The organism is Flavobacterium sp. GW823-FHT04A11, assembly GCF_058796535.1.
In genome coordinates, this window is the sequence record NZ_CM179503.1 from 3,438,052 (window position 1) to 3,463,676 (window position 25,625).

At 33.8% G+C, this 25,625-nt stretch carries 23 protein-coding genes and 1 riboswitch; of the genes, 14 read left to right on the forward strand and 9 right to left on the reverse strand.

Annotated elements, in window-relative coordinates; translation table 11 throughout:
• Positions 1–2 precede the first annotated feature (2 nt).
• The 5 genes from AC3QL1_RS14830 to AC3QL1_RS14850 form a co-directional block, all read right to left on the reverse strand.
• Positions 3–1,583, reverse strand: coding sequence for an FAD-dependent oxidoreductase (locus tag AC3QL1_RS14830; protein WP_492492518.1), 1,581 nt, complete (start codon positions 1,581–1,583; stop codon positions 3–5).
• Between the two features lie 237 nt (positions 1,584–1,820).
• The gene (locus AC3QL1_RS14835; RefSeq protein ID WP_492492520.1) at positions 1,821–3,287 is read right to left on the reverse strand and encodes a glycoside hydrolase family 130 protein; all 1,467 of its coding nucleotides are present in this window, start codon (positions 3,285–3,287) and stop codon (positions 1,821–1,823) included.
• Positions 3,288–3,666: 379 nt separating this feature from the next.
• On the reverse strand, positions 3,667–4,257 hold the full coding sequence (locus AC3QL1_RS14840; RefSeq protein ID WP_492492521.1) for a hypothetical protein: 591 nt from the start codon (positions 4,255–4,257) through the stop codon (positions 3,667–3,669).
• A 128-nt stretch (positions 4,258–4,385) separates the two neighbouring features.
• A complete protein-coding gene (locus tag AC3QL1_RS14845; protein ID WP_492492523.1) occupies positions 4,386–4,739 on the reverse strand; it encodes a nuclear transport factor 2 family protein in 354 nt (117 codons plus the stop codon).
• Between the two features lie 17 nt (positions 4,740–4,756).
• On the reverse strand, positions 4,757–5,146 hold the full coding sequence (locus AC3QL1_RS14850; protein ID WP_492492524.1) for a hypothetical protein: 390 nt from the start codon (positions 5,144–5,146) through the stop codon (positions 4,757–4,759).
• A gap of 310 nt (positions 5,147–5,456) precedes the next feature.
• Between AC3QL1_RS14850 and AC3QL1_RS14855 the strand changes: the two genes are divergently transcribed.
• Positions 5,457–5,969 (forward strand): hypothetical protein, encoded by a 513-nt coding sequence (locus AC3QL1_RS14855; protein WP_492492526.1) that lies wholly within the window; start codon positions 5,457–5,459, stop codon positions 5,967–5,969.
• A 241-nt stretch (positions 5,970–6,210) separates the two neighbouring features.
• Positions 6,211–6,540, forward strand: coding sequence for a helix-turn-helix transcriptional regulator (locus tag AC3QL1_RS14860; RefSeq protein WP_492492528.1), 330 nt, complete (start codon positions 6,211–6,213; stop codon positions 6,538–6,540).
• Between the two features lie 57 nt (positions 6,541–6,597).
• Here AC3QL1_RS14860 and AC3QL1_RS14865 read toward each other — a convergent pair whose 3' ends face one another.
• The 4 genes from AC3QL1_RS14865 to AC3QL1_RS14880 form a co-directional block, all read right to left on the reverse strand.
• Complete coding sequence (locus tag AC3QL1_RS14865; protein WP_492492530.1) at positions 6,598–7,158, reverse strand: tetratricopeptide repeat protein; 561 nt, start codon at positions 7,156–7,158, stop codon at positions 6,598–6,600.
• Between the two features lie 117 nt (positions 7,159–7,275).
• Positions 7,276–8,193 carry a phytanoyl-CoA dioxygenase family protein gene (locus AC3QL1_RS14870; protein ID WP_492492531.1) on the reverse strand — a complete coding sequence of 306 codons (918 nt, stop codon included), beginning with the start codon at positions 8,191–8,193 and terminating at the stop codon, positions 7,276–7,278.
• A 180-nt stretch (positions 8,194–8,373) separates the two neighbouring features.
• Positions 8,374–9,915 carry a hypothetical protein gene (locus tag AC3QL1_RS14875; RefSeq protein ID WP_492492533.1) on the reverse strand — a complete coding sequence of 514 codons (1,542 nt, stop codon included), beginning with the start codon at positions 9,913–9,915 and terminating at the stop codon, positions 8,374–8,376.
• A 435-nt stretch (positions 9,916–10,350) separates the two neighbouring features.
• Complete coding sequence (locus AC3QL1_RS14880) at positions 10,351–11,088, reverse strand: hypothetical protein (protein WP_492492535.1); 738 nt, start codon at positions 11,086–11,088, stop codon at positions 10,351–10,353.
• Between the two features lie 218 nt (positions 11,089–11,306).
• On the opposite strand from AC3QL1_RS14880, the gene AC3QL1_RS14885 reads away from it, so the two are divergent.
• From AC3QL1_RS14885 to AC3QL1_RS14940, 12 genes are all read left to right on the forward strand, one after another.
• On the forward strand, positions 11,307–11,897 hold the full coding sequence (locus tag AC3QL1_RS14885) for a Crp/Fnr family transcriptional regulator (RefSeq protein WP_492492537.1): 591 nt from the start codon (positions 11,307–11,309) through the stop codon (positions 11,895–11,897).
• Positions 11,898–11,971: 74 nt separating this feature from the next.
• Entirely contained in the window at positions 11,972–12,559 is a 588-nt protein-coding gene (locus tag AC3QL1_RS14890) for an NAD(P)H-dependent oxidoreductase (RefSeq protein WP_492492539.1), read from the forward strand.
• A gap of 480 nt (positions 12,560–13,039) precedes the next feature.
• Positions 13,040–13,264, forward strand: a complete 225-nt coding sequence (locus tag AC3QL1_RS14895) for a 2TM domain-containing protein (protein ID WP_492492540.1) — start codon at positions 13,040–13,042, stop codon at positions 13,262–13,264.
• Between the two features lie 213 nt (positions 13,265–13,477).
• On the forward strand, positions 13,478–14,269 hold the full coding sequence (locus AC3QL1_RS14900) for a putative quinol monooxygenase (protein WP_492492541.1): 792 nt from the start codon (positions 13,478–13,480) through the stop codon (positions 14,267–14,269).
• Positions 14,270–14,321: 52 nt separating this feature from the next.
• A complete protein-coding gene (locus AC3QL1_RS14905) occupies positions 14,322–15,143 on the forward strand; it encodes a DJ-1/PfpI/YhbO family deglycase/protease (RefSeq protein ID WP_492492542.1) in 822 nt (273 codons plus the stop codon).
• Positions 15,144–15,246: 103 nt separating this feature from the next.
• Positions 15,247–16,356: an alkene reductase gene (locus AC3QL1_RS14910; RefSeq protein WP_492492543.1), complete on the forward strand. Its 1,110-nt coding sequence runs from the start codon at positions 15,247–15,249 to the stop codon at positions 16,354–16,356.
• A 170-nt stretch (positions 16,357–16,526) separates the two neighbouring features.
• On the forward strand, positions 16,527–17,606 hold the full coding sequence (locus AC3QL1_RS14915) for an adenylate/guanylate cyclase domain-containing protein (RefSeq protein ID WP_492492544.1): 1,080 nt from the start codon (positions 16,527–16,529) through the stop codon (positions 17,604–17,606).
• A gap of 42 nt (positions 17,607–17,648) precedes the next feature.
• On the forward strand, positions 17,649–18,284 hold the full coding sequence (locus AC3QL1_RS14920; RefSeq protein ID WP_492492545.1) for an NAD(P)H-binding protein: 636 nt from the start codon (positions 17,649–17,651) through the stop codon (positions 18,282–18,284).
• A 217-nt stretch (positions 18,285–18,501) separates the two neighbouring features.
• Positions 18,502–18,711: riboswitch (cobalamin riboswitch) on the forward strand.
• Positions 18,712–18,823: 112 nt separating this feature from the next.
• Complete coding sequence (locus AC3QL1_RS14925; protein WP_492492546.1) at positions 18,824–20,869, forward strand: TonB-dependent receptor; 2,046 nt, start codon at positions 18,824–18,826, stop codon at positions 20,867–20,869.
• Positions 20,866–22,011 carry a YncE family protein gene (locus AC3QL1_RS14930; protein WP_492492547.1) on the forward strand — a complete coding sequence of 382 codons (1,146 nt, stop codon included), beginning with the start codon at positions 20,866–20,868 and terminating at the stop codon, positions 22,009–22,011. Before AC3QL1_RS14925 ends, AC3QL1_RS14930 begins: the two co-directional genes overlap by 4 nt.
• Before the next feature lie 3 nt (positions 22,012–22,014).
• On the forward strand, positions 22,015–23,226 hold the full coding sequence (locus tag AC3QL1_RS14935) for a cell surface protein (protein WP_492492548.1): 1,212 nt from the start codon (positions 22,015–22,017) through the stop codon (positions 23,224–23,226).
• Positions 23,227–23,258: 32 nt separating this feature from the next.
• Positions 23,259–25,550, forward strand: coding sequence for a T9SS type A sorting domain-containing protein (locus AC3QL1_RS14940; RefSeq protein WP_492492549.1), 2,292 nt, complete (start codon positions 23,259–23,261; stop codon positions 25,548–25,550).
• Positions 25,551–25,625 lie beyond the last annotated feature (75 nt).

Sequence of the window (25,625 nt, forward strand, 5' to 3'; positions counted from 1 at the left end):
TTTTATTTTATGTGAATTTTAGGCAAATCTGTTTCTGAAGGACCATTAATAACCGTTCCTTCTGTATCAAATCGCGAACCATGACAAGGACAATCAAAAGACTTTTCATCATCATTCCACTGAACAACACAACCCAAATGGGGACAAACGGCAGAAAATGCTTTTAAGGTATTGTCATAATCTCTGTAAACAGCAATTTTCTTCAATCCTTCAGAAAGTACAGCGCCTTCACCGGCAGGTAAATCGGCAGTATTTTTCAAATCAGAACCTTTTATCCAATCCAGATATTGAGAGGCCATATTGCCGGCTTCTTTTATAAAATCACATGTAGTTTTTAAAGTAATTCTGGACGGACTATATAAATCTTCCCATTTGTTTTCAACGCCCATAATACTGTCACAGATTATCATGGCGCCAATTGTAGTGTGTGTCATTCCATTTCCGGAGTCTCCGGTAATAATATAAATGTTATCATCGCCGGGATTTTTCCCCATAAAACCTAATGAATCCACAGGTTCCATTACCTGACCAGACCATCTGTACGTGATATCATCCAGCATTGGAAAACATTCTCTTGTCCAGGCTTCCAATCGGTCATATCGTGTAGATTGCGGAATTCCTTCTTCATCGGCCTGACCGGTTTTATGATCTTCACCGCCGGAAATCAACAAATCGTATTTGTCATCATAATTTTCAAGACGCACATAATGATATGGTTGAGAAACCCATTTAGATTCCTGATCTCCCGTATCCCACCAAAGCGAGTAGGGAAGCAGCCCTTTCGGAATTTTACCGCCAATTACGTAAGTTCTGTAAGCATGCTGTTTGGTGTGCATTGTCAGCGTATCATTGACTGGAGTATTGGTTGCGACAACAATATTTTCGGCAGAAAAGGTAAAACCGTTTACTTTTGCGCCTTTTTTGGTTATATCGGTTGCATGTGCTTCTGTATAGATAATTCCGCCAAGCGAAATAACAGCATCTGCAAGACCTTTAAGATATTGTAAAACATGAAATTGCGCCTGATTTGCAAATGCCAGACAACGTTGTTTTTCGCAATTTAAAAGTCCGGGAATTCCTTTTAGGATCGACGTTCTTAATCCTGCTTTTTTTGTGGCTTCATATTCCTTATCCAGATTTTCTTCTTTATCTGTCGGATGCAGGAATAAATAACCGTTTACTCTTTTAAAGGAGCAATCGATATTTAAATCGGTTACGATTTTTTCAATCTCATCTATCGCTGCTGCATGACTTTCGGCGGCAAGTTTTGCTTTTTCTTCTCCAAAAGTATTTTCAAGAAAAAAATAACGGTCGTCAAGCGCAGAAGATAAATGTGCTGTTGTGCGTCCGGTTTCGCCGCTGCCAATAAAACCATCTTCAACAAGAACTACTTTTTTACCAGCTTTAAGCAATTTGTAAGCGGTAGTTAAACCTGCAATTCCGCCACCAATAATTAATACTTCCGTCTGAATATCTTTATTCGGTTTATCGAAAGAAATAATTGGTGAAGAATCAATCCAAAAAGAAACGTTATCGCCTGAAGTTATACTGGAGCTTTTTAAGGTATTGTTTGATTCATCCATGATGTAATTTTTTAAGAATGTATGTTGTGAATTTTGCATTCAAATCATTGATAACAAATCTAATACGCATAAAAAGAGAATGCTTATAATTTTAAAATGAAATTTTATATGATTGCCAGTTAATTTTTTATTTTGAATTATAGGAAAATAAGAGGATTCGAAATATTGAAATTATAATCAAAAAAAAACTCTCAACATTGTTGAGAGTTTTATAAAGTCGAATTGTTTAATTATATTTTAGTGGCTGTTTTTTAACGCATCCAATAATTCTACCATATTTACCACCGCATAAGTCGATGAATAATCAGAAACAGCATAAGGCAAAATAAGGCTGTCGTTATGAATAATTGCTCCGCAGGAATATACGACATTCGGTACATAACCTTCGCGCTCGTCTTCTAATGGAGACAGTAAAGGTTCTTTAAGTCTTCCAATTTCTTTAGATGGATCATTAAGATCAAATAACGAAGCACCAATACAATAGGTTCGCATGGCACCAACTCCGTGCGTAATTACAAGCCAGCCTTCAGCCGTCCAAAGAGGAGATCCGCAGTTTCCTATTTGTGTCAATTCCCACGTAAAACGCGGTTTTTGCAGTAAAATAGGAGTGTTCCATTGCGTTTGTCTTTCCGAATACATGATGTAATTGTTTACACCATCAATTCTGGCAAGCATTGCAAATTTCCCGTTTATTTTTCTTGGAAATAATGCCAGGTTTTTATTCTGAGCACCAACACCGTGCAAAGGCATTACTCTAAAATTATAAAAATCTTCTGTTGAAATAAGTTTCGGTAATATCGTGTGACCGTTATAAGCGGTATAAGTTGCCATTACACGCGTCGATCCGTCATCATCTGTAAAGCGAACAAAACGGGCGTCTTCGATACCTCGGCTTTCTGAGTCTGATATTGGAAAAATAACACGTTCTGTAATATCAGAATCGTGTTTGAATTGCAGATCATAAAATGAATTGGCTAACCAGATTATTTCTTCTAAGGCGGTTCTTCTTTCCTGACGAATCGACGGATCTGCCAATGCAGCATTTACCATGCTTTTTAATACAGCGAACTCAAATTCATCCGGCAAATCCTGCATGATCTGCGTAATGTATTTGTCCTGCGTATGCATTTCGGAAAGCTTTAATAAAAAGCGCTCTTTTTTGTATAAGGTTTTGTGTTCAATTTCGGCCTTATCAATATTATTTCCAATTTTCATTATCTGAAGATTGTTATCCTTGTCCAGAATTCCGCGTCTGAATACAATTGAAGAAATATGACCTTCTCCAGTGGCACGAAAAGAAATAATAACGCGTTTTGCGCCGGCTTCAAGACCAGACTGATCAAAATCTTCTATAATAGACGGGTTGAAAATTGCGGCAGATTCAATGGCATATTCCATCGTACAAAAAGAACCAATAAGCATTTTTCGATCTACAGAAAGTGCTTCGTAGTCAATCTGCATACCTTCAATGATGTATCTGATTTTTTCGCAGTGCTTGAAAAATATACTCGAAATATTTCGATGACGCCTGGCAAATTCACGAAGTGTCTGTTCTAAAGTTTGCAATACCTGTTTCTCATCAAGCATCATAATACGGCTCACCATTTGTTGTGTCCGTTCTTCACCATTCATAAAATATCGTGCAACTACTCTTTTTGAATCAGGGGTAAATTTTATATTTTTTCGAATGATTGATACTCGCATATTTTTATTTTTTAATTTAAGAAATAAGTTTAATTGTTATTAGAATTTCGTTTGTATAATTGGATAGAAAAACAGTGTCTGAAACAATGTTTGTATTCTATTATAATTTCTAAGTTAGTAATTTTGTTAACGAAAAAAAACTAATTTTTTATTAAAACTTACATTGATATTTATTTACTCGGAGAAAATCAGTTTGCAAAGTATGAATCATTATTATGAGGTAGATCAAATTTACAAAAAAGAATAAATAAAAGTTTTATAAATGTTTGATTTTCAGTAAAATATTTTTTTTGTCTCTGTTAAACATAAAAAAACGGGATCAAAGAGTTTTTCTTTTTTTCCCGTTAATTAATTTGAATTAATAATTTATAACTCTGACTTATTCTTTATATAAAATGATAACGGCTTTGTAACCTTTACCAACATTCCACTGACTGGATTCGATTACGACTCCTTTATCATCAAAAACCTGAAATTCAGCAGTATTAGGAGATGCGGAACCTTCGTTTAAGGCTTCAAAATCAATTTTATTCATTCCTTTGACTAAATTAATTTTGAATCCTTTAAATTCTCCGTCCAAAAGAACTTCCGGCTCGATCACTTTATCGTTTAAATAAACTTTAATTTTATCGCCATCAACAAAAGCAGCATCTCTGTAGCGAACCGTAGATGTGGTTGCGTTGGTTACAAAACCTCCCAAATATTCATTTCTTCTATAAAAAATCCCCGGTACATTGGCTTCTTTTTTATAAAGAACATTATTATTGAAAAGTTCATCCGGATTAATTTTTAAAGTGATGGCATCTTTTGGAATGGTCGGATCTGTATTTGGAGAATTTTCCGCTGGCGGAACAGATTCTTTGTTTTCTATATTTTTTGGCTGGATTTTATTTTTGTTATTAAGTTCATCCTGTGCATATCCTTGTATTGAAACACTAATTATGATTATCAAAAACAATATTTTTTTCATACTTTTTAAATATTTTATTCTTCTTATATAAACATCTAATTTTTGCATTTATTGCATCTATTTTATAAAAAGAGAAGGATTGAAAAAAAGCCTTTGGTATTGCAAAGGCTTATTCTATTAAAATTTTTTTATTGAGCTTCAATAACAAATGCACGCAGTTCTGCCATTTTTCCGTCACGAAATTTCCAAACATCACAATAGGAATAAGTTGTCATTATTTCTTTTTCATTTTTCATTGTGATTTTTCCAATTGCGGTAACAAAATCATCTTCTGCAATTATATTTTCTACCTCAAAATTGGGCGGTTGTTTGTACGCTGTTTTCATCCATTCGCGAACATTTTCTTTTCCGTTTAAAGTTTGATCGCCTATAAATGTCCATTTTGTATCGTTGGTGCAAAAAGACAGAAAACCTTCGTTATCACCTTGAGTAATAAGTGCATTTGCCTTTTTCAGTGTTTCTTTATTATCAATTGCATTCATACGATTTCAGTTTTCGATTAGTCTATCTTATATCCATCGTCTGAAAAAGTTTCAGGTTCACGATCATTTTCATCATATTTCTCTACTAAATCGTCGTCAAGATCATCTTCGTCTAAATCCTCTTCATCATCATCCAAATCATCATCATCCAAATCATCTTCTTCAAGATCATCTTCTTCAAGAGCGTCATCGTTATAATCTTGTTCCAGATCTTCGGCATCATCTCTTTCCAAAGCATTTGAAAACTCACTGTCTAAATAATTTTGATCTTCATTAAGACGTAATTCTTCTTCCTGATTATTTTCTTCAATAGTATGTTCTTGTTGGTATTGATCAACATAACTTTGATTTTCTTCTGTGAAATTACTTTCATACTGATCGTAATTTCTGTCGTTATTTGCTATCATAATGATGTTTTTTAAGATTGATATTGATTGCTGAATTGTGTTATAAATTCTGCTTTTATTCAAAATTAACTTCAAAGGGAACAAATTGCCTTATAGTATTTGCAGAAATAGTTACTTAATTATCATCGAAAAACGATTTTGGACGCTGTGGATAGTATTCTGGATTTCCAATGTTAAGTTTTCACTCAGAGCAAAAGCTTAACATTGGAGCGTTTCTTTTAACGGTATATTTGATAATGGTTTATTAACATTAAATTAAAGTAGAATAAACCTAATGTAACCCATCTAAAATTCTAAAAATACGTGCCGCATGAAAGAAAAAGACATTAACGTTACCCAGGACCAAACAGAAAGCAACAATCTAACTGCTGTTGATGAAAACCAGACAAGCAATACTTCTGCTGAAAATGAAATAACTGCCAGCGAAACAGAGGCAAAAGTGACCAATACAAGAAAAAAACCTGCTGCAAAAGCTGTAAAAACAGCCGAAGTTTCAGCTTCAGAAGTTGAAGAAGAAGCTTCTCAGGAAGTTGTAACTGAAACAGAAGAAATTGGTTCTGATGAAAAAAAATCTAATACTAAAAAGAAGAATAAAAAGATGAAAGAAAAAGAGAAAGAAAAAGAGAAAAAGAAAAAACAAGTAGCGAAGAAAAAAGAAAAAGCGAAACTGGATAAAAAGAAAGACAAAGCGAAAAAAGCAAAATTAAAAGCGAAAGCTAAAAAGAAAGCAAAAGCTAAAAAAGCAAAAGATAAAGCGAAAGCAAAGAAAATTGCTAAAAAGAAAGCTAAAAAATCGAAATCAAAATCGAACAAGAAAAAATAAAAGTAAGCCCTGAAATCTCAGGGCTTATTTTTTTATAATTATTTTAGAAGTAACCAAAAAGAATGATTAAAATTATAGTAGATTTTATTCTCATTTGAATAACACCCAATATTACATTGCAATATTTTTAGCATATATTACTTACAATATTTTTAAATTTGTATGAAAATTCTTTTTATTAATTAGTATATTTGAAAAAAAAATATCCTCTATGTTATAATTGGAGTAGAATATGAAAACGATGAAACTAAATGAAAAAGTAAAAATTATTAGAGAAGAGAAAAAGCTTTCACAAAGTTATATTGCACACGAATTAGGATTAGATCAATCACAATATAGTAGAAGGGAGAAAGGAGAAATATATTTCAATCCTGATGAAATTATTAAATTATCATTTTTATTAGATACTTCAATTTCTATTTTATTCGACGTGCAAAAGAATTTGTCTGGGAAACATTTACAAACTAAAAATAATTTACCCTCAATTTCAGAAAAATTAATCGAACAATATGAAAGTAAACTAAAGGAAAAAGATGAAATAATTGAAATGCTTCGTGAAAAATTGAAATAGCTAATAATGCGTATTATTAAAATACTCCTATAGATTTATTCAAAAAAGAATGAATTTTTATTTTAAAACTGCATTTTTTAATTTTACCTGTCTGATAAGCTGCAGTGAATCTTTTATGAGTGATTTAATTTCCAAAGATGGAATTTTGGTTATTTCAGCAGCATTTTTAGTAAGTCCTTCAATTTTTGTTTTAGCAAATAAAAGATCATTTTCAAAAGATCTTAACATCGAGTTTTCTAAAATTGTGTTTTTCTTGTAGTAATAAATAGCATTATGAAGATCTTCGATTTGTCCCGTAAAATCTAAAATGGCTTTTTTAGAAATTGCCCGACTGTAATAATTTGAAAAGTCCAGCGGATTTGCTTCAATTGCCTTGTCAAAATCTTCTATAGCGTTATAATGATAATCCAGTTTTTGCAAACAGTTTCCTTTTAACTTATAAGCTTCATGATGCGTACCCGAAATAATAGCATTGTCCAAATGTATTATTGCTTCTTGAAATTGGTCGGCAAAGTAAAGTTCTTTTCCCTTTTCAAAATGCACAGATTCTGTACTAACGTTCGATTTTGAAAATTTCCCTCTAATTTTTTCTAGCGTTAAATTGGTGAACCATTTCATATTTTTTGATTTTTGGTTAGTCAAAGTTGTGAAGGTCAGGAAACAATTTATAAAATTTGGGGGATTTAAAGATAACTAAAATTTGGAATAATTTTGATTTTAAAAGGAAAATAAAAATTAAAGCCATTCTCCGGATGTATTATAATCATTTGGCAAATACGTCAGATATTGCACCATTCTTGGGCTTTTCCCTTTGTTTGGCGTGGCACAATGCGGTAAGGCATTGTTCCAGATTATAAAATCGCCGGCATTACCAATTATATGTTTTGGCTGTAAAGTTTCTATGGCTTTTTCTCTTGGATTTTCATTTGGAAGGAGATTATCCAGCCAATTATTTATTATATTATGAAAACCCGGAACGCAATGAAAAGCACCATCATCAGCACCGCAATCAGTGAGATAGAGTAGACCCTGCAAGCCAAATTTCATCGGACGTTTTAAACTGGTATCCCAATGCAGCAGACTTCCTAAAAAATTAAATTCTTCAGTTTCAGGCGGATTAAAACTCACTTTATCAATTGTTTTATATATTTTATCCGTGTTATAAAGCTGTTCGTAAGCCTTTTTTATTCTTGGCGAAAATCTATTTTTGTTTAATGTTTCGTGGTCAGAAAAATTAAGCATTAATCCTTTTTGATCTTCGTGTCTGTTATACCACGTTTCTTTTTTATTGGGATCCATTTTCAGAAAATCCCAAATAGCTTGTTGTGTAGCTTCACAGTCTTTTTCTGAAATGGCATTTTTTACAACAACATATCCGTTTTCATTCCAAAATTGAAGATCTTCAACAGAGAGAACTTCCCCTGTAAAATCTTCTGATTCCATATTTCCGACTTTCTGTTTTTTGTTGACCCAAACTTTAAAACTTTCAAAATCTGGTTTTTCAAAATACAAAAACTGCAGCGCAGCTTCCATACTAATGCCCAATTGATATAAAGTTTTAATTTCGCTGTCCCACGTGTAAGCATTAGCTGTAGAGCGGTTGGAAGGATACAAAGCGCGTTCCCAAAGTTTTTCAAGAATTGTCCAGGGCATAATGGTGATTTTATGGTTTTAAGTTTAATCCAAAAATAACCTATTTAGAATTCTCTGAGTAAAGTAAAAATACCTGTTTAATAAAAACTAAAAAACCATTTCAAAAAAAATGAAATGGTTTTTAGCTTATCCGAATCCCAAGGTTTAAACCTTGGGCTATAATAATTTGTATTTATTCTTTTAATTATCACAAAAAGACCCAATTTGCTTTAGATGTCTTTCTGTCTGGTATTTATTAAAGTTATCCCATTTTGGCGGAAAGTTTGTTTTTTGTCCGCACATAGCATCTAAACAAACATTATTGTCTTTGTATTTATCGTGTAAAACCGCCAGGATTTTAAAGAAAAATTCGTCTAACATTACAATCGCTTCAAATTCAGATTTTAACGTGTCATAATTAGAATCTGATGGATTTAACAATTGTAGTAAATCTAAAACTTCTTTCTTTTCTTCCTCATTGATATCTGTTGCATGACCCATTTTTAAGGTTTTAAAAACCAGATTGTTCCAGGCTTTGCTGTCATGTCCCCATTGTACATCCGGAAGATTTAAAGAATGCTCACAAATTAAAATTATAGAGAAAAGAACATCATTTAAATATTCTGCAGGAAACTCATCAAAACTTCTGAATTCGAAACCGCTTTGGTACATTTTTTCCTGATTAAAATCAAGACCAACTTCAGAAAGCATTTCATATTCCATATCAGCTTCAATCTGATCGCGCCACCAGATATTTTCCTCTTTTTCAAATTTTAGTAATTTTCTAAAATCATCAACATTATAGGTTAAAATTTTACCTTTTGGCATTGCTTTATTATACGTTCCCACGCCAATGTATCGGGACATTGCATTTCGCATAGAACCCAAAGTAAATTTTTTGTCCAGACTGTATTTATCACTGATCACGCCCATAATATCCGGACTTCCAAGTGTTGCGATGAAAAAAGGCTCAAACCATTGCAATAAATAAATGGCGTTGGCGTGCGTTTTTTCAAACTCATTATAATCAACAATTCTGCTATCTTCTGTTAAAGACGGCAAAGTAATATGAAAATGGTACGTTCCGTTATTAAACAAAACCAGGTTTTCCTGATTGGTCATAAACATATTAAGACCATTGTTGTAATCCGGAAAATTTAATTTTCCGTTTAAAACAGATGATTCATTGATTTTATCCAGAAACAATTTTTTTGTTGCTTTTAATTCTTTACACGAATCAGCGATTGTTCTGTTTTCAAAATATTTCGTTACAAATTCGATAGAATCGCCATCAAAATGTACAGAACCCATCGTTTTATTTCTTTGGGTAATCATACTTTGAATATTATATGGCTGATCTTCAAGGAAAAGTTCCATGATTGATTTACCAAGATAATCTGGATTTTCAACAGGCTGCGCACTTACTTCACCAGTTTCAGTATCAATTAAGGGCTTTATTGGCGATAATGTTTTGTGCTGATAATTAATATCGAGTTTTTCCAGAGAATGGCTATTCATCATTCGGCTCACTTTGTAGTTTTCCTTCAGATCAAAAGCTTTTTTCAAAATAGGAGCGAGGCTTTCGGGTTTATAACATTTTCTATAGTCGATGCTATATTTCTCAAAACCAATTTTTTCTTGTATAAACTCACCAGAAACTATTAGGGATTCTTCAAACTGCATGTAGGTTTCGTTTTCTAATCCTATTCCCCAATAATATTTTTTTGTCTGATTGTCTTTCATTTATACGTACTTTCTTTTTTTATGATTGATTAATTTTTTTAAAGGCCTTAATTTTATTCAAAAACACGAATCTAATCTGCTAAATAGCAGAGATAAAAAACCTTAACGGAGTAAGCATGATTGTTGCATCCATTAAAAGTTTTATTTTACTTTTAAAATAATAGGAATATTTATTCTAGTCTCAGAAATTTGTACTTGTTTTGACGGAAAGATTGAAAAAAAGTAAATTTTTATAATGGGGTTATAAAAATTACTACTGTCATTAATCAATTTTATATCAATAATTTAAAGTAGAAGATTAAGCCAAATGATAATTATTGCCAATCCTGTTTTTCGAGGTTGCAAAAGTAGTTTTTTATTATCTTATTTGCAAATGCTTAATGTATTGAAAATCAATATTTTTCAGATTTTAAACTTTAATTGAAGATTTTTTTATTATTCATGGTAATAAAACACGTAAGAAGAGTACAATTCATCGTTCCACCAGTCTTTTCTAACTTCTGAAAAATAATTGTAATTGAATTTTCCTGCCTGCGATTGCAGCGGATAAACCACTACGCCATTTTCGCGATACGCTTTATGTGAATCCGTTTCGGGAACAACAGGAACAATATGTCCGGAGAGTCCTCTTATTTTTCTTTTGGCACAAATAATTCCAATTCCGCCATTCGTATTTACTTCATTCTGAATTTCATCTGCAGTAAACATTCTTTTCCAGCCAAAACTTGCGCCCCATTCTAAAAACCAATCGTGTATAGCGCTTGAGTAAATTCGGTCGACAGTTTGCTCAAAAACTGCCTCAACTTCCTGTCCGTTTAAAACTTTTTGCAGCGCATCATCTGTCCACCAAACCGTTGGAACATATACTTTAGAGAAATAGCAAAAATCATAAGAATACACATTGCAATACGTATCTTCAACAGTTCGTTGGTATCTGATGCTATTTTCAACATCGAGTTTATCAATAAGTCTCGCAATACTTTCTTTTTTAGTGGCAGCAGAAGTCAAATCTCTAAACGGAATTCCAATGTCGCCAAGAGGCTTTTCTTTCATTTCCATGGAATCTAAACGAGATTCAAAATCCGGCAATAAATCGGCTTTTTTGATCTTACTATTTGGTATTGGATTATCGATCAAAGTTGACGATGCTACGGATATGGTTTGTTTTTCCATCTTGACTGCTTAAAATAATTGTCTTAACGCTACAGAAATTGATATTGACATAACGTAATTCGGTAAATATATGGATTTATGGAAAACGAATGCCATGAGATCTGATTTTGTGTCGAATTTTTCAGAGTCTGCTTTCAAATCTTCACAACTGTTCTATATTTTCTTTATTTTTGTTAAAGAACTATCAAAACTACAAAATAGTATTATTTGAATTTAAGATGGAATCAGAAGCTGAGATATTTATAAATTCGATTAGGCAAATTTGTCCTGATATAACAGATGAGGAAATTTCGCAGTTTGCAACTAAATTTACAATTGAGAAATTAAACAAAAAGGATTTTTTTCTACAATTTGGTAAAGTTCAAAAAGCAATTGGTTTTATAGCCAGCGGATTAGTGCGTTCTTCTTTTATAGACAACGAAGGAAACGAAATCACGGTAGGTTTTTATTGTGAAGGTGATTATGCCACACATTATCCGGCTTTTATTACACAAAAACCCAGTAAATATACCATACAATGTTTAGAATCAACAACTATGATTTGCATTTCGTATGAAAATCTACAATGGATTTATGAAAACTTACCGGGATTTGAAAGATACGGACGTTTGGTTGCCGAGGAAATTTTAAAACGCCAGCAGGCACGTATTGAAAGCTTCATTTTTCAAACCGCCGAAGAGCGTTATCTTGACTTTATCAAAGGACATTCGGAACTGTTTAACAGAGTATCTGTTTCTCATCTTTGCAGCTTTCTGGGTATTGAAAGACAATCACTTACGAGAATTCGCCAAAAATTAGCCCATAAATAGTTTTTGACACTTTTGTGTCAGGAATACCTCTCCATTATTTAAAATCTTTGCAGTGTCAAATTAAATGAACTGCAATGAAAACGAATATCTTACTTATACTTGGACACCCTTCTGAAAATTCTTTTTGTAATGCATTATTAGACGCTTACAGAAAAGGAGTAGAAAGCACAGGAGCAAACTGCAAAACGATTTACATCTCTAAATTGGATTTTAATGTAAATCTTTCTGATGGATATAAAAACGGAGAAGCTTTACAACTTGAAAAAGATTTAGTTGATTCTCAGGAACTTATTACCTGGGCAGATCACGTGGTTTTGTCTTATCCAAACTGGTGGGGTTTTATGCCTGCAATCACCAAAGGATTTATAGACAGAATTTTACTGCCGGACTTCGCATTCAAACATCACTCCGGAAAAATTTTCCCCGAAAAACTTTTAAAAGGCAAAAGCTTAAGACTTCTGGTTACGATGGATACGCCAAAATGGTGGTTTTATCTGATTTATCGTGCATCACAATATCAAATCCTGAAAGACATTGTTTTTGGTTACGTAGGATTTGACCCGATCAAATTTTCAACTTTTGGATTTATTCGAAAATCAACAGAAAACCAGCGAAATAAGTGGTTGAAAGAGGTTGAAAAATTAGGAACGAAATTAATATAACGTGAAGTGTAGTCCCTACGGGACAATATTTTGGTGGGCGATTTATTTTTTTCTACCAATATGTAATTCCTACGGGATATGATTTTTGAGATTAAATGTTGGTAGCAAAAAAGATAGCGATCATAAAAAATAATCTGTTAGGATTTAAATATTGATAACAAACATCTGAATCATTAAAATAATCCATTAGGATTTAAATGTTGAAACAAAATACCGGAACCATTAAAAGATAATCTATTAGGATTTAAATGTTGATAACAAAACATCCGAATCATTAAAAGATAATCCGTTAGGATCTAATTATTAATAACAAAACATCTGAAAATATTAAAAGATAATCCGTTAGGATTTAAATATTGGTAGAAAAAAAATAGACACCCGCCGATAAATATCCCGTAGGGATTGCACCCACACATTTTTGGTCTACTGAATAAAACAAACAAATTAAATAGAAATAATCAAACATTAAAATTAAACATCATGAGACATTTAGCAAACGGGCACACAGTTGCCCAAATTAACCCAAAAAAAGGCTTCAGAATTCACTTATTGGTATTTGCATTAACCAATCCGATTATTTGGGCAATATGGTTTTTTACAGACAAAACATATTTATGGCCTTTATGGCAAACCGCTGCATGGGGAACGGGTTTACTGTTTCATTATCTGGGAGTTTTTGTATTTGGAAATAGAAAAAACAACTAAAAACAATTTAAAAGAATTCGGATAAAACCAAATACCGTCAAAAAAAAGTATTCATAAACTTATGTAAGTCAAAGAAATACAATCACTTATTTCTTCTTTAAGTGATTTAAATCACACTTTTTTTGTGATTTGCTTCCTTGTCTTCACGAGGCATCTGATGGTAATTTTGGTAAACTTTAAAATGAAATATTAACCATTAAAAAATTAAAAGTTATGACAGCAAAAACAGATCTCTTAATTTCTAAAAGGGTTTTAATAATTTTTACAGCCCTGCTAGTATTGTACAGTACATTTTTAACAGCGCAGACCTCAACTAAGTCTTTCAATAGAACTTCTGTTGACGAACTTACAAAACAGGAAATGACAGCTTTAATCACACGTTATGAAGTAAAAAAGGAATTTCACGAGAAATTTCAAAAAGCACTTCGCGAATATGTTTTAGAATCGCTTTCAAAGGAAAGTAATATCATGGCAGAAGCTTATTTCGAACAAAATAATCAGTCGGTAATCTGGGTATTTGAGCGTTGGAAGAATCAAAATGAATTCAGGAAATTTCAAAGCAATTCAAAAGCTAAAACAATTAAAGCGCTGGAAAAAACGGCATTAGTTACGCCTGAGAAAGTAATTTATGTAAAAGATTTAGAACCAATTTCTAAAGAAGAATGGCGCAGAACCAGTAAAGCGATGGACAATCAGTTAACTATTATGCTTTTTGTAGATGCAAAACCAGGAACAGAAGAAAACTTTAAAAATGTGTATCACACCGCAATGCCTGAATTTAGAAGCGAGCCTGGCGTAGTCACATATCAGTTATCGCAATTTAACGATGATAGTACGCAGTTTGTGACTTTTGAAAAGTTTAGAAGCAACGATGCGTTTCAGTATCATTTGAATTTCCCTCCAATTCAGCCCGTGATTGATTACCTCAATACGAGTATAAAAAAGCAACCGTTTCAGGATGGAATTCACAACCTAATTGAATTTGCACCGCTTATTCGGGAATAACATGAAAATTGAATTTTAAACCACAATTATTAATTATTAAATCTTAAGAAAAATGAAAACAAGTAAAATTATCGCAGCAAGTATAGTAAGCGTATTTGCAGTATTAAATGTAGAATCTCAGGTAAAAGTAAAAACTAAAGAAATGAAAACAAATTACAGTAACGAGTTAGAAGTTGTAAATCAATTATCTACTCAGTCGGCAGTGGTAAATATGCCCGTAACAAAATTATTGAATGCACCGGGAAATGAAGCTTTAAAAGCATTCTTTTTTACTCCGGTAAAAGACAAAACGGTTTTAAAAGGAAAGAAAATTGCTGTTTTGGTAGCAGACGGTTTTGAGGAAATCGAATTAACAGGTCCGGTTTGGTATTTTAAAGAACTGGGGGCAGAAGTAGAGATCGTTTCTCCAAAATTTAATCCGGCACCGGAACGATACGGACTTGCATTTCCTGAAATGTCAAAAACGCACGTAATGGCTATTCAATACTTACAGCCAGTGGGTTGGATAAAATTTGACAAAACCGCAGATCAGATAAAAGTAAGTGATTACGATGCGGTATTTATTCCGGGAGGCGCATGGAATCCTGATAATCTTCGCTACGATAAAGATGTTATTAAATTTGTTCAGGACTTTAATAAATCAGGAAAATTAATAGCTGCAATATGTCACGCTCCGGTTGTGTTAGCATCTGCAGATATCTTAAAAGGAAGAAAATTAACCGGTTACTGGAATATTCAGTCGGATTTAAAAAATGCCGGAGGAACAGTAATTGAAGATTCTGTAGTAACAGATGGAAATATAATTACCAGCAGACATCCAATTGATGTAGCCGATTTTTCAAGAGCCGTAGAAAGCTGGCTGATTAAAAAATAAGTAATTCTTCTTTACAGGAAACAAAAAAAGATTTTGATAGTGAAGAAGGTAATTTCTTCACTATCAAATCATCAAAACAGGATTATAAAATTCAATTAAGATTATGAAAAAAGATATTTTTAAACCGGTACAAATCGGCTTTTTGCAACTAAAAAATCGTATTTCGATGGCTCCAATGACAAGAGCCAGAAATGAAGACGGAATTCCAAACGAGAATAATGCACTTTATTATGAACAGCGCGCAGATGCGGGTTTAATTGTTACCGAAGGAACGGCAATATCTGCAACCGCAAAAGGAGTACTTTACATTCCGGGTTTGTATACGCAGCAGCAAGTTAAAGGCTGGAAAAAAGTTACAGCTGCCGTTCATAAAAAAGGCAGTATTATATTTTCGCAATTATGGCACGTGGGCAGAGTTTCTCACACATCCAATCAGCCAAACGGAATTGCGCCGGTTGGTCCATCAGATATTCAGGCAAAAAATACTTCGGCGTGGGGATATAATGAAAATGGAACAGAAGGTTTTGTTCCGGCATCAAAACCCAAAGCACTTTCTTCAAATGAAATAAAAGAGGTTGTTAATGATTTTGCAAATGCTGCCAAAAATGCAATTGAAGCAGGTTTTGATGGTGTAGAAATTCATGGTGCAAATGGATATTTGGTAGAGCAATTTTTAAATCCTTTTGTAAACAATCGTACCGATGAATATGGCGGAAGTATTGAAAATCGTTCCCGCTTTTTACTCGAAATTGTCGATGCCGTAATTGCCGCTGTTGGTAATGAAAAAACAGGTATTAGATTAACGCCATACGGAGGTTTGGGAGATTTACCACATTATGATGAAATAGACGCAACCTATAACTATTTGGCGAAAGAATTAAAGAAAAGAAATATAGTATACATCCATTTAATGGATCAGCTTTCAAAAGGAAGTCATGCTTTGCCGGATGGTTTTATAGAGCGTTTTCGTTCCTGGTACGATGGTGTAATTATTCTGGCAGGCGGTATGAACAGAGAAAAATCAGAACAGTTAATTAATGCCGGAACAATTGACATTGCTGGATTTGGGGAGCCTTTTATTTCGAATCCGGATTTAGTAGAACGCTTAGAAAACAATTGGGAATTAACGCCTCCAAATCGTGATTTGCATTACGGATTAGGAACCCACGGCTATACGGATTGGGAAACTTATAAAGAACCTGCAACAGTTTAAATATTAGCAAGCGGTCATAGAGAAGATTCTTTTACCGCTTGTTATTGGTTAGAATTTGGCTGGTTTTAAGGCTCAAAATTTAAATTGGATATTGTTATTGATTAATTTTTTATACTTAACATTCTGTATTACTTTTGATTAGAATACTCTTTTTTTATTTATTAAAGAAGTTGAAATTTCAAATAAGTACGGATATGCAATTGCCAAAGATTCCTTTTTATCAAAAATACAGTCTGATTTTTAAAGCAATTATTGCTGGCGGTATAATAGGTTTATTTTACACGATAATTAGTGACGCCGGAGCAGATTATGAATATTTAAAACTCTTGCCCGGAACCATTATTGGAGTTTTTATCAGCTTTATTGTAATCACTTTTGAAAAGACATTTACACAGTTAAACAATTATTCTTTTATTGTCAGTACGCTTTTAAAAGCGCTTATTTACAGTATTTGCATTTTGCTGTTTTTACTTTTTTTTGTGCTCGTATTTGCAGAACCTTTAAGTCATGTTACTTATCAGGAAGCTTTAAGTAAATACATTGCCAATCGTTTGTTCGGAGACTTTATTTTCTCGCTTGGAGCATCGATTTTTTTAATCTTGTTTTTAGAAATAAGCAGTCTTTTAAGCAACAGGTTTTTCTCTAATTATTTTACCGGTCGATATCATCGTCCTATGCAGGAAGAGCGGATTTTTATGTTTGTCGATGTAAAATCATCCACCACGATGGCAGAACAATTGGGGGATATTCAGTATAGTAAATTATTGCAGGATTTGTTTAACGATTTTACCGATGCAATTTTGGCCTCGCGCGCAGAAGTGTATCAATATGCCGGAGACGAAATTATTCTGACCTGGAAAAGGGCAACAGGTTTAAAAGAGCAGCGCTGTTTGTATTGTTTTTATCTTTTGAAAGAATGTATCAACAAACGACAGGAATATTACCTGAAAAATTATAACATGATTCCAAAGTTTAAGGCCGGAATGCATATTGGAAACGCCGTAACCACCTGGGTTGGAAAAGTAAAGAAAGAAATTGTATATCATGGCGATCTTCTCAATACAACTTCGAGAATTCAGTGTAAATGCAACGATTTTAATCATGATTTTGTTGTTTCAGAAGCAATAAAAGAAGCATTTCCGGAAAATTTGCCCGTAACTTATCTACATCAGGGAGACATACTTTTAAGAGGCAAAGCACAGCCTATGAAATTGTATACGGTTGATTTTAATAATGATGAAATGCATTAATTTATCTCAATATTTTGAAATTATTATTTAAAAACTAAAATTATGAAAGCATTAGTGATTGGTGCAACAGGCGCAACCGGAGAATTTTTGGTTGACGAACTTTTGGCAGACGAAAATTATGAATCTGTTGTAATTTTTGTGAGAAGACCAACAGGAAAAACGCATCCAAAACTTACAGAGCAAATTGTTGATTTCTCCAATACAGAACATTACAAAGATTTAATTGTTGGCGATGTTATTTTTTCTTGTTTGGGAACTACTCTAAAAGCTGCAGGCTCAAAAGAAAATCAATGGAAAATTGACTTTGATATTCCAGCATCATTTGCAACATTAGGCAAAGAAAATGGCGTTTCGTCTTTTGTTTTGTTGTCTGCTTACGGCGCTTCTTCAAAAAGCAAAATGTTTTATTCTGAATTAAAAGGAAAACTGGAAGATCGAATTTCGACGCTTGGTTTTGATCAGTATATTATTTTCAGACCAGGTTTACTTTTAAGGCCGGATTCTGACCGTTTGGGAGAAAAAATTATGGCAAAAATTCTGCATGCAGTCAATTCAATAGGACTGTTTAAAAAGTTCAAACCACTGCCCACTACTATTTTAGCCGGCAAATTGGCAAAAGCACCAAAAGTATTTCCAAAAAGAACTTCTATTATTGAACTTGATAAAATATTCGATTAAATTAAAATACCTTAAATGCTTTTATTTTAGATATTTAGAAAATAATAATGCTGCTTGAGCAGAAATTGAAACACAAAATCCCATTCATAATAAAATGGGATTTTTTGTTTTTGTGATGATCCAAATTTACGGTTCATTTGAAGAAATCCAACTCTTTTAAATTCAATAAAGAAATGTAAATAAAGGCATTATTATCAATTTTTATAAAGATAGTTATATATTTGCCCCAGATTTTGGTCTGTTTTTTTCTAAAAATTTAGGAAAGAACAGTTAAAAGGGAATCAGGTGTAAATCCTGAACAGACCCGCTACTGTAAGTTCTATATAAGTCTTTAAACGTTACTTATGCCATTGTTTCGCCTTGCGAAATGAGAAGGCTGTTTAAAGATGGAACAAGTCAGGAGACCTGCCATAATCACATAGTTTAAAACTTTCGTGGAATAAAGTTGACAACAATAATCGGAACCTGCCTCATGGCGGGATTCTCTCTTATTGCTTTTTAATTCGTACAGCCACGCAGTTTATTTAATTAAATAAGTGATGTATAATACAAAAAAAGCGTTTTTCATTTTTATATTATTTGTTCCGTTTTTGCTTCATTCCCAAGTATCTAATGATAGTTTGCGGGTTTTAAAAGAAGTAATTTTAAAAGGAAAACCGTATCAGGAAGTAATTCCGGTGCAAAGCCTTTCGGGAGAATTGCTTGAAAATCTCGCCAGCCATAATGTTGCCGATGCGCTTCGGTATTTTGCAGGAACTCAAATCAAAGATTATGGCGGTCTCGGCGGACTTAAAACCGTTGATGTGCGCAATATGGGAACGCATCATGTTGGGGTTTTTTACGATGGAATTCAACTGGGAAACGCTCAAAACGGAGTTACAGACCTTGGGAAATATTCTCTGGATGACATGGAATCCCTTACCATGTACAACGGACAAAAAAGTGAAATATTTCAGTCGGCAAAAGACTTTGCTGCGGCTTCAAGCATTTATCTAAGAACAAAAAGACCTGTTTTTGAAGCCGATAAAAAATCAAATTTATTAGTTCGTTTTAAAACAATGTCCATCAATTATTTTGATCCTTCTTTTAGATGGGAACAAAAATTAAGCGACAAAGTCAGCATGAGCGTGAGTTCTGAATATATAAAATCGAACGGAGAATATAAATTCAGATACAAAAGAAATAACCTTGACGGAACTGTCGCTTACGATACTACCGCGACAAGACACAACAGTGATATAGAAGCTTTACGGATAGAATCCGGTCTTTACGGAAAAATAAAGAACGGTTCGTGGGACGCCAAAGTGTATTATTATGATTCAGAAAGAGGCGCTCCCGGAGCAATTGTAGAAAATAAATTTTCAGATGGTTTTAGACAATACGACAAGAATTTTTTCTCTCAGGGAACTTTTATAAAAGATTTTACAGCTAAATATAAATTTCAGGCCAAGGCAAAATACGCCTACGATTATACGCATTATGTTGCCAGAGATACTACAAATGTACTTGGCGAAACCGTAACCGAAGGAGCGCAATCTGACGATAGTTATTACCAGCAGGAATATTATGTATCGGCAGTAAATATGTACAGCATTTTACCAACCTGGGATATTTCGCTTTCTACAGATTTTCAATACAATAGATTAAACGCCACCAGAAAAGGAATTCAAACCTTGTTTTCGTATCCGCAGCGTTACACCGCATTATTTTCGCTGGCAAGTTCGTACAGACTTGGCGGATTTAAAGTTCTGGGAAGCGTTGTAGGCACGCATGTACAGGAAGAAGTGCGAAACAATGCAAAAGCGCCTGATAAAACAGAATTTACCCCGGCTTTGTTTCTGGGTTATACGCCTTTTAAAGCCTATGATTTTACGATAAGGGCATTTGCAAAACGTATTTTCAGAATGCCGACTTTCAATGATTTATATTATACAATGGTTGGTTCCAGTACTTTGAAACCAGAATATATGAATCAGTACGATGTTGGATTTACTTATAATCTGCCTCTCAAAAAAAGCTTTTTCGATAAGTTCTCTATTCAGGTTGATGGTTATTATACGAATACCAAAGACAAAATAATTGCCGCTCCAACAGGAAATTTATTTCGCTGGATGATGACCAATATGGGACAAGTAAAAGGTCACGGAATCGAATCTGTGCTTAATATGAGAATGCATATTAATAAATTAAACCTTGCCGCGAATCTTACTTACACCTATTCTGAAAGCAGGGATTATACCAAATTTGGAGGCTTGCAATTATCTTCTTATGGCGATCAGATTCCGTACACACCGTGGCACAGCGGATCCGGAATACTAAATGCCAATTACGAAACCTGGAATTTTAACTACAGTTTTATATACGTTGGAAAACGATACAACGGCAATGTAAACAATATCAGAATCAACGAAGTACAGCCTTGGTACACGCACGATTTATCGGTGCAGAAAGCATTTACGCTACATCATTACAAATTAAAAGGAACGGTAGAACTCAATAATGTGCTCAATCAGCAATATGAAGTGATTTACAATTATCCGATGCCGGGGCGAACGTTGAAATTTATAATCAGTATGGAACTATGAAAAAGATAACTTCAAAAATAATACTGGGTTTATTGATCACAGCTTCTTTTATTTCCTGCAGGGAAGAAGAAACCATTTTTCCGTCATCGGATAAAAGTGTTGCCGCCCCAAGAAGTGATGGCAATATAGAAGGTTTTTATCTTCTGAATGAGGGAAATATGGGGATGAACAGAGCCAGTATCGATATTTTTAATTATCGGACAGGAAATTATACTACCGATGTTTATTCAGAACGCAATCCGACTGTTGTAAAAGAATTAGGCGATGTAGGCAATGATATAAAAATCTACGGCAATAAGGTTTATGCGGTAATAAATTGTTCAAACAAAGTTGAAGTTATAGATAAATGGACAGCAAAACGCATCAAAAAAATAGATATTCCCAATTGTCGGTATGTCGCTTTTTACAAAGATAAAGCCTATGTAAGTTCATATTCGGGTCCCGTGGCTATTGATCCAAATGCAGAAATTGGTTTTGTTGCCGAGATCGATACCACAACATTAGAAATAAAACGAAAAGTAACAGTAGGATATCAGCCCGAGCAAATGGTAGTACAAAACGGAAAGCTATATGTTGCTAATTCCGGCGGTTACAGAGTTCCTAATTATGACAGAACCGTATCTGTAATTGATCTTGAAACCTTTACTGAAACAAAAAAAATCGACGTTGGTATCAATCTCTATGCGATGCAAATTGACAGCAGGGGTGATATTTATGTGAGTTCGAGAGGAGATTATTACAACACGCCTTCCAATCTTTTTGTGATAGATTCTCAGACCGATGAGAAAAAAATGCAGCTCGATATTCCGGTTTCAGGAATGTGCATGGTCGAAGATTTGCTTTATTTCTACAGTGTTTCCTGGAGTTATCTCACGAACAGTAATAAAGTGACGTACGGAATTTTAGACACCAAAACGAAGAAAATAATCAACGATAAAATTATTACAGACGGTACAGACAAACAAATAATGATTCCGTACGGACTTCAGGTAAATCCTGAAACTAAGGAAATCTATATTACAGATGCCCAAAATTATGTAGTGACGGGTTATATCTACTGTTTTACACCCGAAGGAAAATTAAAATGGAAAACTACAGCAGGAAATATTCCTGCACATATCGCTTTTATAACCAAAAAATAAATCATGAAAAGAAATTCTTTTAAAACCTTAAAGTTCCTGTTGCTTTCGATTCTGTTACTGGAATTTATAGCATGCCAAACGGATAGAGAAGAAGAACAGGGAAATGAAAATGCAACAGAAGTACTTAAAGAATCTTATACAATTAACCGGTTCAAAGTTTTGAATATCACTACGGAACTGCCGGAAAATTCAAAATTTACCTGGAGTGTAAAGGATTCTGTAATTTCAGAAAATGCACAGTTGGATTTTATTAGCCCGTATTTAAAAAATTATCCGCTGACTTTAAAAGTAGAAATAAATGGCGTCGTAAAAACCTACCAGTCTGTGATTAATGTAACCAAAGAATCTGGAAATTACAGCAAGTATATTTCTAATGTATTTGATTTTCGTCCGGCAATAGGACAGTTTACCAACGGAATTCCGGAATATGTTGCCGGAAATACCGAAGCTACAATTATCAATGCAGCAAAAAAAGCGCTTGTCGGGGCCAATACAACTATGATTTCATTAGGCGGTTTTGGCGGTTATGTTGTTTTTGGTTTTGATCATACGATTCCGAATATGAATGGTCGTGATTTTAAAGTTTTGGGAAATGCATTCTGGGGAAATGAAGCCAGCGAAGCCCGTTCAGGATCTTGCGAAGCCGGAATTATTCTGGTTGCTTATGATAAAAATAAAAACGGAAAACCAGACGAAGATGAATGGTATGAAATTGCCGGAAGCGAATATTTTAAAAATACCACATTAAAAAATTACAGTGTAACCTACTTCAAACCAGATACAAATAAAGCTTCTATCGCTGGAAATGAATTCTGGCAAATTGATGTAGAATATATTAAATGGCAGGATAATCTTGGTAATTCAGGTTATAAAACAAAAAACGGATTTCACGATCAGAGTTATTATCCCTTATGGATTTCGGATGCATCCTACAGCCTTAAAGGAACAAGAATTCAGGATAATTTTTACGATCAGAGCGGCACGGGAAATTATTGGGTGGGCAAATCATTTGATTTTGGATATGCAGATAACGCGCCAAATAACGATGAAGCCTCTAATATTGATATTGCGTGGGCAGTTGATAAAAACGGAAATTACGTCAAACTTCCCGGAATAGATTTCATTAAAATACACACAGCAATCAATCAGGAAGCGGGCTGGCTGGGAGAAGTTTCTACAGAAGTGGCTGGCGCTTATGATTTATATATTAACTAATAAAAAACGAATCGAATCTTAAATTAATAATTATGAAGAAAAATTACTTTTTAATACTAATGTTACTTTTTGCATTTTTAACGAATGCACAAGTAAAGGTACAAGGCATATTTAGAGATGACATTTACCAGAAATCGGCTAAAAATCAGCAAAATAAAAATGCACAAACAACCACTACTTTTGATGATATTCAGTATTGGGTGGGTACAGGTTCAAATCAGGCAGCGTTTGCTGTACAATGGAATGACGGCAAAACTTCTGATGCCTTAATTTGGGGTTTTAGATGGGATGGAGTGGCAACGGGAGAAGATATGATGAAAGCAATATTACAGGCAGATCACCGCTTTTTTTCGCTGCTTTATCAAAATGTGCCGGGAGGTTTAGGAACTGCAATTGGCGGATTAGGTTTCGATTTAAATGGTGCCAATACAAACGGACTTTACAAAAATGCCAACGTAACTTATCCCTATTATCCGGCAAATGGTATTGTAAATACAACTGCTTACGATTTTGATGATTATACAAGTATTGACACCAATGATCACTGGGAATCAGGTTGGGTAAATAATGGATATTGGTCGTATTGGGTAAAAGATCCTGCAAATGATGATTTTGGTTATTCAGGTTGGGGAGCAAGCAGCCGTGTTTTAGAAAATGGTTCGTGGGATGTATGGAATTATAATCTTGCATTTGAAGAAACTCCTATTGCAGAAACATTTACTCCGGTTACTCCGTATTTTGCTGCAACAGAATTTACTAACGGATATTTTATGGTGAACGAAGAATGGTTCGGACATACAAACGGATCTGTGAATTTTGTTAATAATGATGGTTCTGTGAATTACAGAGTATATAGCACCGCTAATAATAGCCAGGCATTTGGAGCAACTACACAATACGGAACAATCTATGGAGATAAATTTTATTTTATTTCAAAACAGGCTAAAGACGGCGGAGATAATAACTATACTCCGGGCGGAAGATTGGTAGTTGCCGATGCTAAAACAATGAAAAAAATTGCCGCTTTTGATAATATTGGCGGTGGCGACGGACGTTCTTTTGTTGGAATAAATGAAAACACAGGTTATATTGGCGCTTCAAACGGGATTTATCTTTTTGATATTGCCAATATGCAGGTTGGAAGCCTTATAACAGGAACTGGCGGAGGAAGTCAGTATTCCGGACAAATAGGCAATATGATTCGTACGTCTCAATATGTATTTGCCGTAAAACAAACTGCTGAAATTTTGGTAATTGATCCCGCTACAAATACTTTAGTCAAAACGATTGCAGGTGCGTTTCATTCTGTTGTTCAGGCAAAAGACGGAAGTGTTTGGGGAATTCAGAATCAGAAATTAATTAATATTGAACCAACAACTTTCGCAACAACAGAATATGCGATTCCTACTACCAAATATTTAGGTTCATGGGGAGCATGGAACGCGGGAAGTTTTACAGCAAGCAATCAGCAAAATGCTTTATACTGGATCAATTCTATCAATAATAGTACTTCAGGAACTCAAATTGTAAGATTCGATGTTACGACAAAAACATTCAATGAAAATTTCGCAGTAATTCCGGGACAAACAGGAACTTACAAACAAATTGCTTATGGAGCGGCATTACGTATTGATCCAATCTCAGATAATTTAATTCTAAATACAACAGAAAGCGGATTTGGAGCACATTTTCAAAAAAACTGGATTCATACTTTTGATAATACAGGAATTTTAACCAATACTAAAACGTTGGATGATTATTATTGGTTTCCGGCCATAGCAGTTTTTCCAGATAATGCATCGCCTGTTGTGAGCACAGCTTTTCCTTCGGAGGTTTCCCTAAAAGATCCTGCGGTAATCGATTTAAAAAATATCGTTTCAGATGCAGATAATTTGTCGATCGCTATTAAAAAATCGGTAAAATCAAATAGCGATACCAATGTGGTTTCTGCCGAAATAAATACTAAAGATGAACTGCTTTTAACGCCTAAAAATGATGGAGATGCTACTGTTGTAATTAGTTTTAATTCTAATGGTAAAATGGTCGAAAAAACTATTGCAGTAAACGTGACCAAAACAACTTTAGGAACCGGTGATTTTACAAAATTAAAACTGGCAATTTATCCTAATCCGGTTTCAGAAATCTTAAATATTCAGACAGAAGATGAAATTCAAAGTGTTACAGTTTATGATATTTTGGGAAGAACAATCAATGTTTCGGTTAATAATAATCAAATCGACGTGAAAAATTTCGCAAATGGAATGTATATTATAAATCTGGTAACAGATAAAGCAAAATACACACAGAAATTCATCAAAAACTAAGTAAATTATTAATTCATAAGTACTTCAAAAACCCCTTTGCTAATTTTGGTAAAGGGGTTTTGTAATTAAAAAGAA

What these genes read in the sequence shown, in the direction of transcription:
- AC3QL1_RS14910 (WP_492492543.1), top strand. Translation starts at nt 15,247, where the DNA reads ATGAAAAAAGATATTTTTAAACCGGTACAAATCGGCTTTTTGCAACTA.
- AC3QL1_RS14900 (WP_492492541.1), top strand. Translation starts at nt 13,478, where the DNA reads ATGACAGCAAAAACAGATCTCTTAATTTCTAAAAGGGTTTTAATAATT.
- AC3QL1_RS14865 (WP_492492530.1), bottom strand. Translation starts at nt 7,158, where the DNA reads ATGAAATGGTTCACCAATTTAACGCTAGAAAAAATTAGAGGGAAATTT.
- AC3QL1_RS14880 (WP_492492535.1), bottom strand. Translation starts at nt 11,088, where the DNA reads ATGGAAAAACAAACCATATCCGTAGCATCGTCAACTTTGATCGATAAT.
- AC3QL1_RS14845 (WP_492492523.1), bottom strand. Translation starts at nt 4,739, where the DNA reads ATGAATGCAATTGATAATAAAGAAACACTGAAAAAGGCAAATGCACTT.
- AC3QL1_RS14935 (WP_492492548.1), top strand. Translation starts at nt 22,015, where the DNA reads ATGAAAAGAAATTCTTTTAAAACCTTAAAGTTCCTGTTGCTTTCGATT.
- AC3QL1_RS14860 (WP_492492528.1), top strand. Translation starts at nt 6,211, where the DNA reads ATGAAACTAAATGAAAAAGTAAAAATTATTAGAGAAGAGAAAAAGCTT.
- AC3QL1_RS14895 (WP_492492540.1), top strand. Translation starts at nt 13,040, where the DNA reads ATGAGACATTTAGCAAACGGGCACACAGTTGCCCAAATTAACCCAAAA.
- AC3QL1_RS14890 (WP_492492539.1), top strand. Translation starts at nt 11,972, where the DNA reads ATGAAAACGAATATCTTACTTATACTTGGACACCCTTCTGAAAATTCT.
- AC3QL1_RS14850 (WP_492492524.1), bottom strand. Translation starts at nt 5,146, where the DNA reads ATGATAGCAAATAACGACAGAAATTACGATCAGTATGAAAGTAATTTC.
- AC3QL1_RS14870 (WP_492492531.1), bottom strand. Translation starts at nt 8,193, where the DNA reads ATGCCCTGGACAATTCTTGAAAAACTTTGGGAACGCGCTTTGTATCCT.
- AC3QL1_RS14830 (WP_492492518.1), bottom strand. Translation starts at nt 1,583, where the DNA reads ATGGATGAATCAAACAATACCTTAAAAAGCTCCAGTATAACTTCAGGC.
- AC3QL1_RS14885 (WP_492492537.1), top strand. Translation starts at nt 11,307, where the DNA reads ATGGAATCAGAAGCTGAGATATTTATAAATTCGATTAGGCAAATTTGT.
- AC3QL1_RS14920 (WP_492492545.1), top strand. Translation starts at nt 17,649, where the DNA reads ATGAAAGCATTAGTGATTGGTGCAACAGGCGCAACCGGAGAATTTTTG.
- AC3QL1_RS14905 (WP_492492542.1), top strand. Translation starts at nt 14,322, where the DNA reads ATGAAAACAAGTAAAATTATCGCAGCAAGTATAGTAAGCGTATTTGCA.
- AC3QL1_RS14940 (WP_492492549.1), top strand. Translation starts at nt 23,259, where the DNA reads ATGAAGAAAAATTACTTTTTAATACTAATGTTACTTTTTGCATTTTTA.
- AC3QL1_RS14930 (WP_492492547.1), top strand. Translation starts at nt 20,866, where the DNA reads ATGAAAAAGATAACTTCAAAAATAATACTGGGTTTATTGATCACAGCT.
- AC3QL1_RS14925 (WP_492492546.1), top strand. Translation starts at nt 18,824, where the DNA reads ATGTATAATACAAAAAAAGCGTTTTTCATTTTTATATTATTTGTTCCG.
- AC3QL1_RS14840 (WP_492492521.1), bottom strand. Translation starts at nt 4,257, where the DNA reads ATGAAAAAAATATTGTTTTTGATAATCATAATTAGTGTTTCAATACAA.
- AC3QL1_RS14835 (WP_492492520.1), bottom strand. Translation starts at nt 3,287, where the DNA reads ATGCGAGTATCAATCATTCGAAAAAATATAAAATTTACCCCTGATTCA.
- AC3QL1_RS14855 (WP_492492526.1), top strand. Translation starts at nt 5,457, where the DNA reads ATGAAAGAAAAAGACATTAACGTTACCCAGGACCAAACAGAAAGCAAC.
- AC3QL1_RS14875 (WP_492492533.1), bottom strand. Translation starts at nt 9,915, where the DNA reads ATGAAAGACAATCAGACAAAAAAATATTATTGGGGAATAGGATTAGAA.